General features: G+C 63.2%; 18 protein-coding genes. 4 read left to right on the plus strand and 14 right to left on the minus strand.

Going from position 1 to position 17,398, the window contains the following annotated elements; all coding sequences use genetic code 11:
- Positions 1-87: 87 nt before the first annotated feature.
- The 14 genes from LB543_RS11455 to LB543_RS11520 all read right to left on the minus strand — a co-directional run bounded on the left by LB543_RS11455 (position 88) and on the right by LB543_RS11520 (position 13,231).
- On the minus strand, positions 88-714 hold the full coding sequence (locus LB543_RS11455; RefSeq protein WP_224614174.1) for a sarcosine oxidase subunit gamma: 627 nt from the start codon (positions 712-714) through the stop codon (positions 88-90).
- Positions 707-3,688, minus strand: coding sequence for a sarcosine oxidase subunit alpha (locus tag LB543_RS11460; RefSeq protein WP_224614175.1), 2,982 nt, complete (start codon positions 3,686-3,688; stop codon positions 707-709). Before LB543_RS11460 ends, LB543_RS11455 begins: the two co-directional genes overlap by 8 nt.
- 226 nt (positions 3,689-3,914) lie before the next feature.
- Positions 3,915-4,190: a sarcosine oxidase subunit delta gene (locus tag LB543_RS11465; RefSeq protein WP_140813089.1), complete on the minus strand. Its 276-nt coding sequence runs from the start codon at positions 4,188-4,190 to the stop codon at positions 3,915-3,917.
- Between the two features lie 14 nt (positions 4,191-4,204).
- A complete protein-coding gene (locus LB543_RS11470) occupies positions 4,205-5,458 on the minus strand; it encodes a sarcosine oxidase subunit beta family protein (RefSeq protein ID WP_140813090.1) in 1,254 nt (417 codons plus the stop codon).
- Positions 5,459-5,496: 38 nt separating this feature from the next.
- Complete coding sequence (gene glnT / locus LB543_RS11475) at positions 5,497-6,804, minus strand: type III glutamate--ammonia ligase (RefSeq protein ID WP_140813091.1); 1,308 nt, start codon at positions 6,802-6,804, stop codon at positions 5,497-5,499.
- 31 nt (positions 6,805-6,835) lie between these two features.
- A complete protein-coding gene (locus LB543_RS11480; RefSeq protein WP_140757640.1) occupies positions 6,836-8,164 on the minus strand; it encodes an FMN-binding glutamate synthase family protein in 1,329 nt (442 codons plus the stop codon).
- 6 nt (positions 8,165-8,170) lie between these two features.
- Positions 8,171-8,893, minus strand: a complete 723-nt coding sequence (locus LB543_RS11485; protein WP_140813092.1) for a GXGXG domain-containing protein — start codon at positions 8,891-8,893, stop codon at positions 8,171-8,173.
- 4 nt (positions 8,894-8,897) lie between these two features.
- Entirely contained in the window at positions 8,898-9,794 is an 897-nt protein-coding gene (locus tag LB543_RS11490) for a class II glutamine amidotransferase (RefSeq protein ID WP_140813093.1), read from the minus strand.
- Positions 9,795-9,878: 84 nt separating this feature from the next.
- Positions 9,879-10,208, minus strand: coding sequence for a hypothetical protein (locus tag LB543_RS11495; RefSeq protein WP_140813094.1), 330 nt, complete (start codon positions 10,206-10,208; stop codon positions 9,879-9,881).
- Positions 10,205-10,894: a hypothetical protein gene (locus tag LB543_RS11500; protein ID WP_224614176.1), complete on the minus strand. Its 690-nt coding sequence runs from the start codon at positions 10,892-10,894 to the stop codon at positions 10,205-10,207. The genes LB543_RS11495 and LB543_RS11500 overlap by 4 nt, the downstream gene beginning before the upstream one ends.
- Before the next feature lie 45 nt (positions 10,895-10,939).
- A complete protein-coding gene (locus tag LB543_RS11505) occupies positions 10,940-12,346 on the minus strand; it encodes an APC family permease (protein WP_140507951.1) in 1,407 nt (468 codons plus the stop codon).
- Between the two features lie 14 nt (positions 12,347-12,360).
- The gene (locus LB543_RS11510; protein WP_027142261.1) at positions 12,361-12,522 is read right to left on the minus strand and encodes a hypothetical protein; all 162 of its coding nucleotides are present in this window, start codon (positions 12,520-12,522) and stop codon (positions 12,361-12,363) included.
- 32 nt (positions 12,523-12,554) lie between these two features.
- The gene (locus LB543_RS11515; protein WP_023771056.1) at positions 12,555-12,932 is read right to left on the minus strand and encodes a hypothetical protein; all 378 of its coding nucleotides are present in this window, start codon (positions 12,930-12,932) and stop codon (positions 12,555-12,557) included.
- An 11-nt stretch (positions 12,933-12,943) separates the two neighbouring features.
- A complete protein-coding gene (locus tag LB543_RS11520) occupies positions 12,944-13,231 on the minus strand; it encodes a hypothetical protein (protein WP_224614177.1) in 288 nt (95 codons plus the stop codon).
- A gap of 286 nt (positions 13,232-13,517) precedes the next feature.
- On the opposite strand from LB543_RS11520, the gene LB543_RS11525 reads away from it, so the two are divergent.
- From LB543_RS11525 to LB543_RS11540, 4 genes are read left to right on the plus strand one after another with little or no spacing between them, the layout of a single operon-like run.
- The gene (locus LB543_RS11525; protein WP_224614178.1) at positions 13,518-14,651 is read left to right on the plus strand and encodes an aminomethyltransferase family protein; all 1,134 of its coding nucleotides are present in this window, start codon (positions 13,518-13,520) and stop codon (positions 14,649-14,651) included.
- Between the two features lie 41 nt (positions 14,652-14,692).
- Positions 14,693-15,289: a dimethylamine monooxygenase subunit DmmA family protein gene (locus LB543_RS11530; RefSeq protein WP_140811743.1), complete on the plus strand. Its 597-nt coding sequence runs from the start codon at positions 14,693-14,695 to the stop codon at positions 15,287-15,289.
- The gene (locus tag LB543_RS11535) at positions 15,286-16,251 is read left to right on the plus strand and encodes a PDR/VanB family oxidoreductase (RefSeq protein WP_224614179.1); all 966 of its coding nucleotides are present in this window, start codon (positions 15,286-15,288) and stop codon (positions 16,249-16,251) included. Before LB543_RS11530 ends, LB543_RS11535 begins: the two co-directional genes overlap by 4 nt.
- Before the next feature lie 9 nt (positions 16,252-16,260).
- Positions 16,261-17,301, plus strand: coding sequence for a heme-dependent oxidative N-demethylase family protein (locus tag LB543_RS11540; RefSeq protein WP_224614180.1), 1,041 nt, complete (start codon positions 16,261-16,263; stop codon positions 17,299-17,301).
- The last annotated feature ends 97 nt before the right edge of the window (positions 17,302-17,398 follow it).

Below are 17,398 nucleotides of genomic sequence, written 5' to 3' on the forward strand. Positions count from 1 at the left end.
AAACAAGTTTGCCTGTGCGTGAAATTATTTTAGCACCAAGAATAGCAGCGGAGCGGAGTTTGGCAAGGCGGCGGTAGAAGCGCGGTGCTACGCCAAGTCCTCCGAATGCCCGATCTCGATTCTATACTCGGCACCCGAGTCCAGCATCGTGTGCCACAGGCTTTCGGCGAAGGTCGCGAACACCAGGACGTTGAACACGGCCTGGCCGTCCGGCGCATCATTGCCGCGCCACAGCGTGACGCTGGTGTGGTCCATCGATGTGGCTGCCGCGGCTCCGACCGGGAACGTCGCCGGATACAGATCTATCGACGACAGTTTGGCGAGCAGGGCGCGTGCCTTGGCGCCGGAAATTCTGATCAACAGCCGCGCATGTGACTGGTCCGACAGCGAAGCCGAGGCCGCGAACGCAGGGGACAGCGACGCCACCTGATGTCTGCCGCCTTTCGACAGCACGAAGAACTGATCCGGTCCCGACCAGATGAGCGTGGCTTCGGTTGCTCCAGCCGTCTTCGGTGTTTCCGGAACCGCAACGCCGAAATGCGCCTTAGCAGCGCTCGCCATGTCGGCCGCCTTGCCGCGTCGCGCCATCACCTGGACGAGGTCAAAATTGCGGATTTCGGTCAGGGTGACGCCGACCCCGCCATGCACGCCATGCGGTCCCGAAACGAGCGCGCGATCGAGCGGGCTGCGGGTTTCCCAGGAAAACTCAGCCACGCTGGCGCCCTCCATCTGGATCGTAGAAGACGGGGTTGCAAATCTCGACGTCATAATCCTCGCCGCGCAGCGGATCGTGTGCATGCACGATCTCGCCGATACGCTCGCGGCCGTGCTCGACAAGGGCGAGCCCGATCCACTGATCAAGCGTCGGCGAGAAGCAGACCGAGGTGACATAGCCCTGGTCATTACCGGGTCCAGGTGTTTGTCCCTTCGGAATGATGTGCGCGCCGGAGCGCAAGCGCCGCACCTTGTCGGTCGGCTTGATGCCGACGACGACCTGACGATCCGCTGCGACCAGCGCCTCGCGGCCGGCCATGACGCGGCCGATGAAATCCTTCTTGGTCGACATCATCTTGCCAAGGCCAAGGTCGGCGGCGGTCGTTGTGCCGCTGAGTTCCGGGCCCGCGACATGACCCTTCTCGATGCGCATGACGCCGAGCGCCTCGGTGCCGTAAGGTGTCACGCCGAACGGCTTGCCCGCAATCATCAGATTGCGGGCCATCGCCTCGCCGTAGCGCGCCGGCACCGAAATCTCGAACGCCATTTCGCCGGAGAAGGAGATGCGGAACAGCCGCGCCCTGACGCCGCCGCGCAACGCCACTTCGCGTGCGCCCATGAAGGGGAACCCTTCGTTGGAAAGGTCTTCCGATGGATCGACGATCTCCTTCAACAGGTCGCGGGTTTTGGGCCCGGCGATCGAAAATTGCGCCCACTGGTCCGAGACCGAGGTCAGCTGCACATCGAGTTCCGGAAACAGCACCTGCCGGCAGAATTCGAGGTGCTGCATCACCAGCCCGGCCTTGGCCGTGGTGGTGGTCAGGAAATAGTGGTCCTCGGCCAGCCGTGACGTCGTGCCGTCATCGTAGACGATGCCGTCCTCACGCAGCATCAGCCCGTAGCGCGCTTTTCCCACAGCAAGGTTGGAGAAGGTGTTGATGTAGACACGATCGAGGAAGGCGCCGGCGTCCGCGCCATGCACGTCGATCTTGCCGAGTGTCGAGACATCGCAGAAGCCGACGCCGCTGCGCACTGCCTTGACCTCGCGGGTCACGGATTCCAGCCAGTCCTTCTCGCCAGTGCGCGGATACCATTGCGCGCGCTTCCACAGCCCGGTGTCGACGAAGATCGCACCCTGCTCGGCCGCCCAATGATGCGACGGCGTCAGCCGCGTCGCGTGAAAAGTCTCGTCGCGATGATGGCCGGCGAAGGCGCCGATGGCGACCGGCACATAGGGCGGCCGGTATATTGTCGTGCCGGTCTCTGGAATGGACTTGCCAGTGACCGCCGCCATGATCGCGAGGCCAGCGACGTTCGAGGTCTTGCCCTGGTCGGTCGCCATGCCGAGCGTGGTGTAGCGCTTCAGGTGCTCGACCGATTCAAAACCTTCGCGCTTCGCCAGCTCGATATCCGATGCGGTGACGTCGTGCTGCTGGTCGACGAAAGCTTTGCCCTTGCCGGCGACATGCCACAGCGGTGTGAGCGAAAAGGCCTCGTCATCGGCGACCGGCGTGGAACCTGAACCATTGCCGTGTCCGGCATCGCGTGCCGCCGCCGCGCCCGCCGCAAATCCTTCGCGCAGGCAGGCGCCAAGTCCGAAGGCACCGTTGGCGGCACCAGCCGCGACCATTCCCGGAGGCGCGCCGTCGGGCACGAAGGCGGCGATGTCATCGCGCCATTTCGGCCGGCCGCGATGATAGGAGGTGAGCCCGACAGCCGGGTTCCAGCCGCCGGAAACGGCAAGCCCGTCGGCTTCCACTTCGGCGCGCGCGCCGCCGGTGAGCGAGACGGAAATCTTGCGCACGCCATTCTTGCCGCCATCGATGCCGCTGACGGAGCCATGCAGGATGGGAAAGCCGCCCTTGGTGGCAAGCGAGCGGTGCTCGGGCGAGATTTCCGCGCGCGCATCGATCACGGCGGCGACCTGCAGCCCGGCGCCGAGTGCCGCCTCGACCGTGCGCCAGCCATCCTCGTTGTTGGTGAACAGCGCGATGCGCTTGGCCGGTGCCGCGGCGTAACGGGTGATATAGCTGCGCATGGCAGACGCCATCATCACGCCTGGCGTGTCGTTGCCGGCAAAGACGATTGGCCGTTCGAGCGCGCCTGCCGCGACGACGCAGCGCTTGGCCACGATCCGCCACAGTCGTTGGCGCACCTGGTGCTCCGGCGGCGAGGGCAGGTGGTCGTTGACACGCTCGATCGCGCCATAGGTGCCGCCATCATAGACGCCGAACAGCGTCGTGCGCGTCATGATGCGCACGTCGGGCAGGGAGCCGAGTTCAGCCAGCGTCCGTGAAAGCCACTCGGCCGCCGGCATGCCGTCGATCGTGCCGCCATCGGCGAGCAGGCGGCCGCCGACGACAAAATCCTCTTCGCACAGGATGACGCGGGCGCCGCTGCGGCCTGCTGCGAGGGCGGCCGCGAGGCCGGTCGGGCCTGAGCCGGCGATCAGCACGTCGCAATGCGCCCACGCCTTGTCGTAATGGTCGGGATCCGCGATCCCCGCGGCGCGGCCGAGGCCAGCGGCGCGGCGGATTGCCGGCTCATAGATCGCTTCCCAGAACTTCGCCGGCCACATGAAGGTCTTGTAGTAGAAACCGGCGACGAAGATCGGCGCGAACAGCTGGTTGACCGACATCACGTCGAAGCCGAGCGACGGCCAGCGGTTCTGGCTGGCGGCGTCGAGCCCTTCATAGAGCTCCGCCGTCGTCGCCTTGGTGTTCGGCTCGCGCCGTGCACCGCTGCGCAGTTCCACCAGTGCGTTGGGCTCTTCGGACCCCGCGGTCAGGATGCCGCGCGGGCGATGGTACTTGAACGAGCGGCCAACCAGCTTGACGCCGTTGGCAACCAGTGCCGAGGCAAGCGTGTCGCCCTTGAAACCGGAGAAGCTCTTGCCGTCGAAACGGAAATTCAGCTTCGCGGAGCGGTCGACGAGACCGCCTGAGGTGAGGCGATTGGGTTGAAAGGAAGTCACGATGCACGCCTCACAATCGGAAGGTCGGCGCTGCCCCTCATCGCCCTGCCGGGCACTTCTCCCCGTATAGTGACGGGGAGAAGGACGTCTTCGTCGGTGGTTTCGCCGATCATCGACGCTGCAGAATGGGCGCCGAAGTAGCAGCCAGCTCCCTTCTCCCCGTCACTATACGGGGAGAAGGTGCCGGCAGGCGGATGAGGGGCAGCGCCAACCTGACAGAAGATATTCATTTCGCAACCTGCCTCGCCCCAGCACCAGCGGCCGGTTCGACCGCCGAAATCTCGTGTGTCAGCGTGTTGCGAGTGACCTTCAGCCAGGCTCGGCAGCCGCTGCCGTGATACCAGTTCTCGTCCATCACGCCGGCGATATTGTCGCGCAGATAGACGTAATCGTAGACCTCGTCTTCCGATGCTCCAGGTGCCGGCCGCACCGGCTTGGCGTCGCCGAGGTAGGTGAATTCGCCGAGTTCGCGTTCGCCGCAGAAGGGACAGGTGATGCGCATGGTTCCAGCCGCCTTCAGTGCAGGTTCGGTTGGGCGCCCTGGCCCTTTTCGTCGATGACAGCGCCAGACCGGAACCGGTCGAGGCGGAAGCGGGCGGCCTCCTGATGCGATTCATCGCGGGCGAGCAGATGGGCGAAGACAAAGCCTGAGCCGGGTGTCGCCTTGAAGCCGCCATAGCACCAGCCGGCGTTGAGGTAGAGCCCGTCGACCGGAGTCTTGTCGATGATCGGCGAGCCGTCCATCGACATGTCCATGATGCCGCCCCACTGGCGCAGCAGGCGCACGCGTCCGATCATCGGCATCAGCGCCATGCCGCCCTCGCAGACATCTTCCATGACAGGCATGTTGCCGCGCTGGGCGTAGGAATTATAACCGTCGATGTCTCCGCCGAAGACCAGCCCGCCCTTGTCGGACTGGCTGACATAGAAATGGCCGGCGCCGAATGTCATGACCCCGGGAATGAGCGGTTTGATCGCCTCCGAGACGAAGGCCTGCAGCACATGGCTTTCGATCGGCAGCCGCAGGCCGGCCATCGCAGCGACGCGCGACGAAGAGCCGGCCACCGCCATGCCGACCTTGCCGGCGCCGATCCTGCCGCGCGAGGTCTCGACGTCGGTCACCTTGCCGTTGGCGTCCCTGACAAAGCCGGTGACTTCGCAATTCTGGATGATGTCGACGCCGAGTTCGCTGGCAGCGTGGGCGTAGCCCCAGGCCACCGCGTCATGCCGCGCCGTGCCGCCGCGCCGTTGCAGCAGCCCGCCCTGCACGGGAAAGCGCGCATTGTCGAAGTTCAGGAACGGGATCATCTTCTTGACCGCGGCCAGGTCGAGCAGTTCGGCGTCGATGCCGTTGATGCGCATGGTGTTGCCGCGCCGCGCATAGGCGTCGCGCTGCGCGTCGGAGTGGTAGAGGTTGATGACGCCGCGCTGGCTGACCATCGCGTTGTAGTTGAGGTCCTGCTCCATCCGCTCCCACAGCTTCATCGACAATTCGTAGAAGCCGGTATTGCCGGGCAGGCCGTAGTTGGAGCGGATGATGGTGGTGTTGCGGCCGGCATTGCCGGAGCCGATCCAGCCCTTTTCCAGCACCGCGACATTTTTGATGCCGAACTCGCTGGCCAGGAACCAGGCGGTGGCGAGCCCATGGCCGCCACCGCCGATGATCACCACGTCGTAGCGATCCTTCGGGGCGGCGTCGCGCCAGGTGCGTTGCCAGTTCTTGTGGCCGGAAAGGGCGGCGCGGGCGAGCGAGAAAATCGAGTATTTCATAAAATCATTCCAAGGCCGCTCGCCCTACGCGTTGGAGGTCAGATGTCCAGCGTGTGGTCGCGCTCCCATTGCGTGAAGTGCGAAGCATAGGAATTCCATTCCTGGTGCTTCAGCTTTAGGTATGCCGACGAAAATTCCTCACCCAGCGCCGCCTTGAGCGATTTGTCGTGGTCGAACTCGCGCAGCGCGTCGAGCAGGTTGAGCGGCAGTTTCGGCGCATCCGTGACGGTATGGCCGAGCTGGTACATGTCGATGTCGTAGCGCTTGCCGGGATCGGCCTTGGAGCGGATGCCGTCGAGGCCGGCGGCGATGATGACGGCCTGCAGCAAATACGGGTTGGCCGCGCCGTCGGGCAGGCGCAGTTCGAAGCGGCCCGGCCCCGGCACGCGCACCATGTGGGTGCGGTTGTTGCCGGTCCAGGTCACCGTGTTCGGCGCCCAGGTCGCGCCCGAAATGGTGCGCGGCGCGTTGATGCGCTTGTAGGAATTGACCGTCGGATTGGTGATCGCGGCAAGCGCCGAAGCGTGCTTCATGATGCCGCCGAGGAAGTTCTTGCCCTTGGCCGAGAGGCCGAGTTCCATCGAGTTGTCGGCAAACACATTGGTCTTGCCGGTCTCGTCCCACACAGAGATATGGGCATGGCAGCCATTGCCGGTCAGGCCCTGGAACGGCTTGGGCATGAAAGTCGCGCGCAGCCCATGCTTTTCCGCGATCGACTTGACCATGAACTTGAAGAAGGAGTGCTTGTCGGCGGTCGGCAGCGCGTCGTCGAAGGCCCAGTTCATCTCGAACTGGCCGTTCGCGTCCTCGTGGTCGTTCTGGTAGGCGCCCCAGCCGAGCGCCAGCATATGATCGCAAATCTCGGCGATGACATCATAGCGGCGCATCACCGCCTGCTGGTCGTAGCAAGGCTTCGATGCCGTGTCGTATTCATCGGAGATCGCCTTGCCGTCCGGCGAGATCAGGAAGAACTCGGCCTCGACGCCGGTCTTGACGTGCATGCCGTCGGCGGCTGCCTCGGCGATCAGCCGCTTCAGCGTGTTGCGCGGCGCCTGGCCGACCTCCTTGTCGTCCATGATGCAGTTGGCGGCGACCCAGGCGACTTCCGGTTTCCACGGCAGTTGGATGACCGAGGTCGGATCCGGCACCGCCAGCATGTCGGGATGCGCCGGCGTCAGATCGAGCCAGGTGGCAAAGCCGGCGAAGCCGGCACCATCCTTCTGCATGTCTGATATCGCCTGCGCCGGCACCAGCTTGGCACGCTGGCCACTGAACAGGTCCGTATAGGAAATCATGAAATATTTGACGCCGTTCTCTTTGGCGAATGCGGCGAGATCGTTCCCCATTATAGTTCCTCGCTATGTCTTTGGGTGTGTTCTAGAAGCCGTTCTTCCCCGGTATCCAGTTGGTGCCGGCCAGCGGTACGCCGGCCATGGCGGCTGCCTCGATCGTCAATGCGACGAGGTCCTCGGGTTCGAGATTGTGCAGGCTGTTCTTGCCGCAAGCGCGGGCGATGGTCTGCGCCTCCAGCGTCATCACCTTCAAATAGTTCGCCAGCCGGCGTCCGGCGGCCACGGGGTCGACCCGCTTCATCAGTTCCGGATCCTGCGTGGTGATGCCGGCAGGGTCTTTGCCCTCATGCCAGTCGTCATAGGCGCCTGACGTGGTGCCGAGTTCGTTGTACTCCGCCTCCCAGCGGGGATCATTGTCGCCGAGCGCCACGAGTGCCGCCGTGCCGATCGACACCGCGTCGACGCCGAGCGCCAGCGCCTTGGCGACATCGGCGCCGTTGCGGATGCCGCCGGAGACGATGAGCTGAACCTTGCGATGCATGCCGAGATCCTGCAGCGCCTGCACGGCTGGCCTGATACAGGCGAGCGTCGGCTGGCCGACATTTTCGATGAACACTTCCTGCGTCGCCGCCGTGCCGCCCTGCATGCCGTCGACGACGACGACGTCGGCGCCGGCTTTCACCGCAAGCGCCGTGTCGTAATAGGGGCGGGCGCCGCCGACCTTGACGTAGATCGGCTTTTCCCAGTCGGTGATCTCGCGCAGTTCGAGGATCTTGATCTCGAGATCGTCCGGGCCGGTCCAGTCGGGATGGCGCGAGGCCGAGCGCTGGTCGATGCCCTTCGGCAGCGTCCGCATCTCGGCGACGCGGTCGGAAATCTTCTGGCCGAGCAGCATGCCGCCACCGCCGGGCTTGGCGCCCTGGCCGACGACCACTTCGATCGCATCGGCACGGCGCAGGTCTCGCAGGTTCATGCCGTAGCGCGACGGCAGGTATTGATAGACCAGTTGCTTGGAATGGCCGCGTTCTTCCTCGGTCATGCCGCCATCGCCGGTCGTGGTCGAGGTGCCCGCCAGCGTCGCGCCGCGCCCGAGCGCTTCTTTCGCCGGGCCGGACAGCGAGCCGAAGCTCATGCCGGCGATAGTGATCGGAATTTTCAGCTCGATCGGCTTCTTGGCATGGCGCGACCCCAGCACGACTGACGTGTCGCAGCGCTCGCGGTAGCCTTCCAGCGGATAGCGCGAGATCGAGGCGCCGAGGAACAGAAGATCATCGAAATGCGGCAGCTTGCGCTTGGCGCCGGCACCTCTGATATCGTAGATGCCGGTCGCGGCGGCGCGGCGGATTTCGGAAAGCGTGTAGTCGTCGAAAGTCGCTGATTTGCGCGGCGTCGTCGGCGGGTTGCGATAGGTCATGCTGCCTCAATACGCGTCGGCGTTGTCGATATTGAAATTGTAGAGCGTGCGCGCCGAGCCGTAGCGCTTGAACTCCGACGGCTTGACGCCGGTGACGCCAGCGCGATCGAGCAGGCCCTGCAGCAACTCCAGATGCTCGGGCCGCATCTCCTTGGCAATGCAGTCGGCGCCCAGGCTGTCGACCTTGCCGCGTACGAAGAGCCGCGCCTCGTAGATGGAATCGCCCAGCGCGTCGCCGGCATCGCCCAGCACCACGAGGTTGCCGGACTGCGCCATGAAGGCCGACATATGGCCGATATTGCCGTGCACGACGATGTCGATGCCCTTCATCGAGATACCGCAGCGCGAGGAGGCATTGCCTTCGATGACCAGCAGCCCGCCCTTGCCGGTGGCGCCGGCATACTGGCTGGCGTCGCCCTTGATGACGATGGAACCCGACATCATGTTCTCGCCGACGCCCGGGCCGGCCGAGCCGTGCACGGTGATCGTGCTGCCCGAATTCATGCCGCCGCAGTAATAGCCGACACTGCCGCGCACATCGATGCTGACGGGCAGGTCGACGCCGACGGCGACCGAATGGCTGCCTTTCGGGTTGAGCACTTCCCACGCCGTCTCGTTCGAACCGGGAGCCAGATTGTGCAGCGCCTGGTTGAGTTCGCGCAGCGACAGGATGTCGAGGTCGAAGACGCGCGCATGGCTGTCGCGCATTGCCTTGGAGGTTGCCGGCATGAACTCAATGCTCCCAGAAATAGACGGTTGCGGGCTCCGGTTCCCAGACCCTCGCATTGTCTATGCCGGGCAGTTTGGTCAACGCGCGATATTCCGAGCCGAAGGCGACATACTGGTCGGTCTCGGCCATCACGGCGGGCTTGCAGGCGATCGGATCGCGCACCACGCCAAAACCATTCTTGGTACCGACGACGAAGGTGAAGAAACCGTCCAGGTCGGAGAGCGTGCCTTTCAGCGCCTCGCCGAGGTTCTTGCCATGCGCCATTTGCGAGGAAAGGTAGGCGGCCGCAACTTCGGTATCGTTCTCGGTTTCGAATTTCATGCCCTCGCGCACCAGCTCGCGGCGGACATTGTTGTGATTGGACAGCGAACCATTGTGCACCAGGCACTGGTCGGCGCCGGTCGAGAAGGGATGCGCGCCCATCGTCGTCACCGCCGATTCCGTCGCCATGCGAGTGTGGCCGATGCCATGCGTACCGGTCATCTTGCGCACGTCGAAGCGATCGACGACGGCTTCGGGCAGGCCGACCTCCTTGTAGATCTCCACCGCTTCGCCGGCGCCCATGATGCGGATGTCGGGTCTCAGCGACTGGAGGGCTTCACGCGCCGCGTCGACCTTGTCGGGCGCGGTCCTGACCACCGCGTGGGTCGATTTCACCGCAATGCTGACTGGCGCTCCGAGAGCCTTGGCGAGTTCGGCGTCCAGGCCGCGGAAATCGCGTTCCGGCTTCGGCGACTGGATGGTGATCTTGGCCTCGTTGCCTGACGTCGCGCCATAGATGGCGATGCCGGCGCTGTCAGGGCCGCGGTCGCTGAGCGATACCAGCATCTCCGACAGCATCGCGCCGAGCTTCGGCTCCAACGCCTTGTCCTTCAGGAAAAGTCCAACGATTCCGCACATGTCAGCCTCCCGACGTTTGTGACTAGAGATGATGTACCGAATGAAATCACCGAATTCAATGGGATGAAAAAAATTTTCCTCTGGTTACGTATGTGGCTCAATGCCGCTCCGCGTATCATCGCCGTCCGATCGTGCATTATGAGCCCATTTGGCGGTACGGATACGAGCGATCTTGTAGGCGTCGAGGATCGACAGCGCATAGATCAGGAAGCCGCCGGCGTGACGGCCGACGAAGCTGGCATCCGGCGGCGAAATCTTGGCGGTCACCCACGCGAGGATCACCATGAAGAAAAGGAACTGCAATCCGCGCACCGGTACGCCAAGAATGACATGACCGCTTGCCGGCAGCACGATTGCGGCGCCCAGGACGAGATAAGGGCTCACTGGTGCCGGCGAAGTGTTTGAAGTGCTCATGCGGCCTGCCGTTCGCTTCGGTTGATGGCGTCGCGCAGCTTCGAGAGAGAGATGAGCAGCCGCTCGATCAGCGTCGCATCGATCCGCGTGTCACCGAACGCGGCTTGCCGGAAGACACCGTAACGTGCCCGCTCGGCCTCGGCTAGCAGCCACACGATGCGCACTCCGTTTGGCGTGATCAGCAGTTCCTTGGCGCGGCCATCCCCAAAGGCTTCGAGATGACCGGCGATGATGCCTTGGGGGAAGCGCGTGCCTCGGCAGTCCGTCCGCAGCACCGCCTCGGCTGGAAATCCCGGAGCTTTCGGCAGCGTATGGTCCAGATGATCGAAATTCGAGAACGTCGTCGGCGAGCCCGGCCGCATCATCATGTCGAAAATGGCTGACACCGCGACCTTCTCTGTGATCGAAACACTAAGCCAGCGCGCCGGCAGTTTCCGCGTCGCCAGCGTGTCGATGATGGTGCGTACCTGCACGCGCTGGCCGTTCCAGGAACCTTCCCAGGTGATGACGCCGGCGGTGCCGTCAGAGACATTGGCCGCGTCCGCGACGACAGTGCGAATGCTGGCCGTATCGGCGGCGAGCGCTGCCGAGGCTCTGTCGCGGCTGCGGCGTGCCAGCCACGCGAAATGAAGAACGAGAGCCAGGACAATTGCCCCGGCAAGCAGTGCTGATGTCACTTCGGACATTTTATCGTGCAAGGCCCGTCCAGATCCTGGGCGGGCCTACTCCCATCAATAGCCCTGCGGTTTCGGCCACGGCATGGTGAACTGGTCGCCGCGCCGCACGAATTTGTAGCGGTAGAAATGGAACCACAGCGAGATCAGGAAATAGAAGGCGACCATGGCGATCAACTGCGAGCCGAAGCCGAGGAAGATGGCGAAGAAGGTCACCACGCACAGGCAGAACAGGACGATTGCCGGCAGCGGATGGAAGGGGTGCGTGTAGCCGCGGCGGATCGAGCCCAGCGGCCACTTCTTCCTGAACATCATGATGTTGATGCTCATGAAAGTGTATTGCAGCACGCCCGACAGGATCGAGAAGGTGATCGCCTGGTTGAGATCGGCGATGAAGGCGAAAGCCAGCGCGATCGGCAGCAGGAACAGGATCGAGCGGTAGGGCGTGCGATATTTCGGATGCACCGCCGAAAACCAGCTCGGCAGATAGCGGTCGCGGCCGAGCGAGAACCAGGCGCGCGCCGCGTCGTTGATGCAGCCATTGGCGGAGGCAAGCGCGGCGAGCAGCGTCGCTATGAACAGAAGGTTCTCGAGCAGCGGGCTTCCGGTCAGCTTGCCGGCATCCCACAGCGGATAATAGGTGATGCCGAGATATTCCCAGGGCATCAGCGAGGCGCAGACATACCAGGTCATGGCGGCGGCGATCAGAAGCGTGATCATGCCGGCCATGGTGCCGTAGGGCAGCGAGCGTGCCGGCGAGCGCACTTCCTCGGCCGCCTGCGTGGTGCCTTCGATGCCGAGATAATACCAGATGCCGAACTGGAAGGCGGCGATGACACCGATCCAGCCATAGGGCAGCGCATTGCCTGGAGTGACCAGTTCGTTGAGCTTCAGCACCGCGCCTTGCGTCCACGGGCTGACCGAGAAGAACAGGACGACGATCGAGACATAGGCGATGGCCGTGATGACGAAGTTGACGTTGAGCGTCATCAGCACGCCGCGATAGTTGAGCCAGGCCAGGACCACGATGGTGGCGGCGATGAAGGAATTGTGGGTCAGCCCTTCGACTCCCGCCTTGGCGACGATGGTGTCGCCGAGCAGGATGGCGTCGGATACTTCCAGCATCGTATAGGCAAAGACCAGGAACAGCGCGACGTTGAACGCCATCAGCGGGCCGACGATGTGCTTGGCCTGCGCATACTGGCCGCCGGCGGCGGCCACCGTCGACGTCACCTCGGAATCGATCATGGCCACCGAGGTGTAGAGCAGCCCGACGACCCAGCACACGATCAGGGCCGCCAGCGCGCCGCCCTTGTCGGCCGAGAAATTCCAGCCGGTGAACTCGCCGACCAGAACGATGCCGACACCGAGCGCCCAGACATGGGCCGGGCCAAGCACCCGAAGCAGCGATACACGGTCGCCGTGAATTGTAGTGGTGGTGGTGTTTTCAAGCGCGACCGTCATCGATCAATCCCCACTCAGATCCGGTGTTTTTCGGAAACAGCTTCGAGCTCGCCTTCACGCGACGAGGTCAGAACGTCCTCGGAGTAGTTCGTATCGACCTTGAACCAGTCGTAGAGCATCCACAGCGCGAGCACGATCGAGATGCCCCAGCATGCGTAAGAGAGTGCCACCCACATGATCGTGTCCCCAAATTCTTCGTCGCCAGACTTTATTTGTCGTCGAACTTTTCGTTGATGACATCGCGATATTCGCGGTCGGATGCCCGGAACAGGAACACGAAATAACCGATCAGCACGGCCGCCATGATGATCAGCGTCGGCCAGTCGATGATGTAGTGGAACCGGTTCTGGATGACGTCGTGCGCGGTCTCCGGCGTATAGCCGAGCTTTTCCCAGATCGACGCCATGGTCGGATTCTGCCCGAGCGCTTCCCAGGTCTTGGCATCGAGCGCGTCGATGGATTTCGCGGCACCGGCAAGACCAAGCTTCAGCGGTAGCCATAGCGCCACGAAGATGGCGACCACGACAACGGCGATGTCGAAGACTTGCCCGGCCTTGCTCTGCTCCGGCGGCGTATAGCGGGACATTGTTTCTCCCCTCAGGACTTGCGGTTGCGGGATGCGTCGGCGTTCTTGATGTCGAGCCCGTAGATGAACTCCTTGTCTTCCTTGTAGTGTTTGACCATCGCCAGGATGGCTGCCGTGTTGAAGATCAGCACCGCGGCGGCGGCCATGGCGACGACGGCCTTGATGCCGCCCTGCGGAATGAATGGCCATGTCATGAAGAGGACGAAGAGGATCGTCGCCCACAGGCAGACGATCAGGAGCGCGGATCCGCGCAAGTCGGAGCGGTACAGCGCCTCGATGCGCTGATGCAGGTCTGACATCGGTTTTCCCCTTCTTTGCCGACGCCCGGTTCCGAATCCACCGCTCGCCGCTCTCTTTCAAGAGAGTGAAATTTTTTTCATAAGTTCCGCCCGAATCCCGGACTTGTCAAGACGAATTTACGCGGCGTTAACCGCTCGTTTCGAGTGAACAATTTTGCCTGACAATGAAATTATTTGCTTGAAGGGGATTGCAGGCTTCCCGCGTTTGCGGTCAATATTCCATCCAAGCTCCGGCCTCGGGCAAAGGAGCAGGGAACATCAGGACTTTCGAACGGAGGACGAGCGGATGACTGCATCCTGGAGATTTTCAACCCTGGCGGATCGCCATCGCGCTCTGGGGTCGAAACTCGAAGACTGGAGCGGTATGGGCACCGCCTGGACCTACGACAAGGATGCCGATGAGGAATATACCGCCATCCGCACCAAGGCCGGGCTTATGGATGTTTCCGGCCTGAAGAAGGTGCACATCACAGGGCCGCACGCCTCGCATCTCATCGACCTCGCCACAACGCGTGACGTCGAAAAAATCTATCCCGGCAAGTCGGCCTATGCCTGCATGCTGAATGAGGCGGGAAAATTCACCGACGACTGCATCCTCTACCGCACTGGACCGAATTCCTGGATGGTCGTGCACGGCTCGGGCACCGGCCACGAGGAATTGCAGCGAGCGGCGATGGGCCGGGACGTATCGCTGCGCTTCGACGACAATCTGCACGATTTGTCGCTGCAGGGGCCGACTGCGGTCGACTATCTGGCCAAGCACGTGCCCGGCATTCGCGACCTCAACTATTTCCACCACATGCAGACGCAACTGTTCGGTTTTCCGGTGATCATCTCGCGCACCGGCTATACCGGCGAGCGCGGCTACGAGATCTTCTGCCGCGGCCAGGATGCCGGCACGATCTGGGACAGGATCCTCGACGAGGGCAAGAGCGCCGGCATCATTCCGTGCCGCTTTACCACCCTCGATATGCTGCGCGTCGAGAGCTACCTCTTGTTCTATCCCTATGACAATTCGCAGAAATACCCGTTCGAGAATGAAGGTCCCGGCGACACGCTATGGGAACTCGGCCTCGACTTCACCGTCAGCCCCGGCAAGACCGGTTTCCGCGGCGCCGAAGAGCACTATCGCCTGAAAGGCAAGGAGCGCTTCAAGATCTACGGCGTCCTGCTCGACGGCAAGGAACCGGCGGACGAGGGCGCTCCGGTCTATCGCGACGGCAAAAAGGTCGGCGTGGTCACCTGCGCCATGTATTCGCCGCTGGTCGAGAAATCGATGGGCATCGCCCGGCTCGACGTCGACTGCGCGGTGAAGGACACCAAGCTCGAGATCCGCAACAACAGCGGATCGATCAGGGCGACGGCGCAGCCCTTGCCGTTCGACGATCCCAAGAAGACCAAGCGCACGGCGAAAGGCTGAGGCATAGTCGACAGCGAGGGGTTTCGAGGCACAAAGACAGAATGGCAGCCAAGACCATCATCAGCCGGCCTATTTACGGGACCCTGTCTCCGCAGCCGGGCAAGCATCATCTTTTCCTGGCGGATGCGGAAGGCGCGCTCGCGATAACGGACATGGCCGTCAGGGCTCCGGCCGGGTTCTTCGACGGCGCCGAAATCGTCTTCATTGCCGGTCCTGAAGGCAAATATGGTGCCGCTCTCGAAGCGTTGAAGCCGGCGCAACTGCACATCGCACCGTCCTTCGCCAGTCTGCTGCCGCGTCTGAAGCAGACGCTGGCCAACGCGCATATGGGTCTGCGCCTCTACCTCGCCGGCACGGAAGGGCTGATCGGCCAGGCCATGCAGGTGGCGCTCGAAGCCGGCATCGACCACACCTCCATGCAGACCGAGCATCGCGGCTCGCTGGCACGGCGCATGCAGTGCGTGCACTGCAAGGGCATCACCGAGAATGTGACGACGCAGCCGGCGACCTGCTCGCATTGTGGCCTGCTTCTCCTGGTACGCGATCACTACTCCCGGCGCCTCGCCGCCTTCCAGGGCGTCTGCATCAATGCCGAAGACCGCAGTGAAATTCCTCCGATGGAGGAGATCTTCCGATGAGCACCGGAACCACCAAGCTCGACGTCGTCGTCAGCGATGTCGTCCCGGTCAACGAACTGGTCACCCGTTTCCATTTTCGCCGGCGTGACGGCGAATTGTTGCCGACCTTTTCCGGCGGCGCCCATGTGGTGGTCGAGATGCGCGATGGCGAGCGCACAAGGCTCAATCCCTATTCGCTGATGGGCTCGCCGCTCGACACGCGCGAATACACCATCTCGGTGCGCCGCGACGATGTCGGCCGTGGCGGCTCGCTGTTCATGCACAATCAGGTCCGGCCGGGGCTGGAGATGGTGGTGAGCTATCCCGTCAATCTGTTCTCGCTCGACCTGCGCGCCAAAAAGCATCTGATGCTCGCCGGCGGCATCGGTATCACGCCCTTCATGGCGCAGACCGCGCAGCTGGCAGGCGATGGCGGCAATTTCGAACTGCATTACACCTGCCGCACCGCCTCGCTCGGCACCTATGCCGATGTGCTGAGCGAACGCTACGGCCGTCGCGTCCGGCTGTATCATGACGACCGCGAGGAGCGCATCGAGCTCGACCGCCTGCTGTCCTCGCAGCCGCTCGGCACGCATCTCTATGTCTGCGGCCCCGCCGGCATGATCAACTGGGTGCGCGACCGTGCCGCCGCGCTCGGCTGGCCGCCGGAGACCGTGCATTTCGAGCATTTCGCGGCGCCGCAGCCCGGTTTGCCATTCGACGTGACGCTTGCCGTCAGCGGCAAGATCATCCGCGTCGGCGAGCAGCAGAGCCTGCTCGAAGCCATCGAGGCGGCCGGCGTCGATCCGCCTTATCTCTGTCGTGGCGGCGTCTGCGGCCAGTGCGAGACCAACGTCATCTCTTGTGACGGCAAGTTCATCCACAACGACCATTGGCTGAGCGAGGAAGACCACCGTTCCGGCAGGAAGATCATGCCGTGCGTCTCGCGCTTCGAGGGCAAATCGTTGGTCTTGGAAAGATAGGAGGCGAGCTTGGGCATCACCTTTCGCAAGGAAACGTTCCGCGACGACTTCACCTTCAGGAACAGCCCTGAGCACATCAGGCGGTTCCCGTTTCCGTTCCACGAAGACAGCTACATGTATGCGGTCAACATAGAGCCGCATGTCGTCGGCCCGAAAGGCTCGGTGCTGGAGAACCTGATCGACGTCGACGAGCACTATGTCGCCGAGATGCAGGACCGCGCGATGGTGCTGGCCGAGGATCCGCTGCGCTGCCAGTCGCTGCCGCACATGACGCTCGCCGGCTGGGACCTGCTGGAACTTTTGATGGAGCAGCAGGCGCGGGGCTATCCCGAGCATTTCACGCTGACGCGGGACGGCGATCGCTGGCGCTGGATCAACCGGCCGCTCGGCATCGACGACACCTTCACCTTCGGCGACACCTCGACGCTGCCTTACGGGCCGATGGAATACATCACCCGCCAGAGCCAGGGCGATTTCTGCATCCTCGACCAGCGCGACGGCAATCTGTGGATGGATGCCGGCATGGTCACCACCCAGGCCGACTGGTCGCTCGATTTCGACATCGGCATGAATTTCTTCGAGTGGCACGCGCCGGTGCCGCTGGCGCACGAGAAGGGGATTTTCGTCAGGGCGCTGAAATTCCTCACCAATATCCAGCAGGGCAAACCGGCGCGGCGGCTGAACTGGACGATGACCATCAATCCGCGCCTCGACACCAGCCCCGAAAATTATCACAAGTGGGGACCGGACCGGGCGACGGTGACGCCCGAGAACGTCGGCGACAAGGTGCATCTGCGGGTCGAATTGCAGAGCTTCTGGCGGCTGCCGCGCTCGAACGGCATCGTCTTCCCGATCCGCTGTTACCTGATCAAGATGGACGAGCTGGTGACGCAGCCGAAATGGGCGCGCCGCCTGCACCGCGTTATCCGCGATCTGCCCGAGGAACTCGCCAATTATAAGGGGCTCACGCGTTACCGGCCGACGCTGGTGGAATGGCTGTCGAAGCTGGATGACGGCAGCCCGACATCAGCGGGATTTGGGCCGGATTGAAAGCAAGGCCCCCTCATCCGGCCCTTCGGGCCACCTTCTCCCCGAGGGGAGAAGAGACTTGGCGCCGGCGCACTCCTCTCCCCTTGGGGAGAGGTCG

Origin of the sequence: Mesorhizobium sp. ESP7-2 (assembly GCF_020164715.1) — a bacterium.
Lineage (GTDB): Bacteria > Pseudomonadota > Alphaproteobacteria > Rhizobiales > Rhizobiaceae > Mesorhizobium.

Excerpts from the sequence above, each read along its gene's own strand:
- LB543_RS11465 (WP_140813089.1), bottom strand. The coding sequence starts at position 4,190 with ATGCGCATCACCTGTCCCTTCTGCGGCGAACGCGAACTCGGCGAATTC.
- LB543_RS11470 (WP_140813090.1), bottom strand. The coding sequence starts at position 5,458 with ATGAAATACTCGATTTTCTCGCTCGCCCGCGCCGCCCTTTCCGGCCAC.
- glnT (WP_140813091.1), bottom strand. The coding sequence starts at position 6,804 with ATGGGGAACGATCTCGCCGCATTCGCCAAAGAGAACGGCGTCAAATAT.
- LB543_RS11480 (WP_140757640.1), bottom strand. The coding sequence starts at position 8,164 with ATGACCTATCGCAACCCGCCGACGACGCCGCGCAAATCAGCGACTTTC.
- LB543_RS11485 (WP_140813092.1), bottom strand. The coding sequence starts at position 8,893 with ATGCCGGCAACCTCCAAGGCAATGCGCGACAGCCATGCGCGCGTCTTC.
- LB543_RS11490 (WP_140813093.1), bottom strand. The coding sequence starts at position 9,794 with ATGTGCGGAATCGTTGGACTTTTCCTGAAGGACAAGGCGTTGGAGCCG.
- LB543_RS11495 (WP_140813094.1), bottom strand. The coding sequence starts at position 10,208 with ATGAGCACTTCAAACACTTCGCCGGCACCAGTGAGCCCTTATCTCGTC.
- LB543_RS11500 (WP_224614176.1), bottom strand. The coding sequence starts at position 10,894 with ATGTCCGAAGTGACATCAGCACTGCTTGCCGGGGCAATTGTCCTGGCT.
- LB543_RS11505 (WP_140507951.1), bottom strand. The coding sequence starts at position 12,346 with ATGACGGTCGCGCTTGAAAACACCACCACCACTACAATTCACGGCGAC.
- LB543_RS11510 (WP_027142261.1), bottom strand. The coding sequence starts at position 12,522 with ATGTGGGTGGCACTCTCTTACGCATGCTGGGGCATCTCGATCGTGCTC.
- LB543_RS11515 (WP_023771056.1), bottom strand. The coding sequence starts at position 12,932 with ATGTCCCGCTATACGCCGCCGGAGCAGAGCAAGGCCGGGCAAGTCTTC.
- LB543_RS11520 (WP_224614177.1), bottom strand. The coding sequence starts at position 13,231 with ATGTCAGACCTGCATCAGCGCATCGAGGCGCTGTACCGCTCCGACTTG.
- LB543_RS11525 (WP_224614178.1), top strand. The coding sequence starts at position 13,518 with ATGACTGCATCCTGGAGATTTTCAACCCTGGCGGATCGCCATCGCGCT.
- LB543_RS11530 (WP_140811743.1), top strand. The coding sequence starts at position 14,693 with ATGGCAGCCAAGACCATCATCAGCCGGCCTATTTACGGGACCCTGTCT.
- LB543_RS11535 (WP_224614179.1), top strand. The coding sequence starts at position 15,286 with ATGAGCACCGGAACCACCAAGCTCGACGTCGTCGTCAGCGATGTCGTC.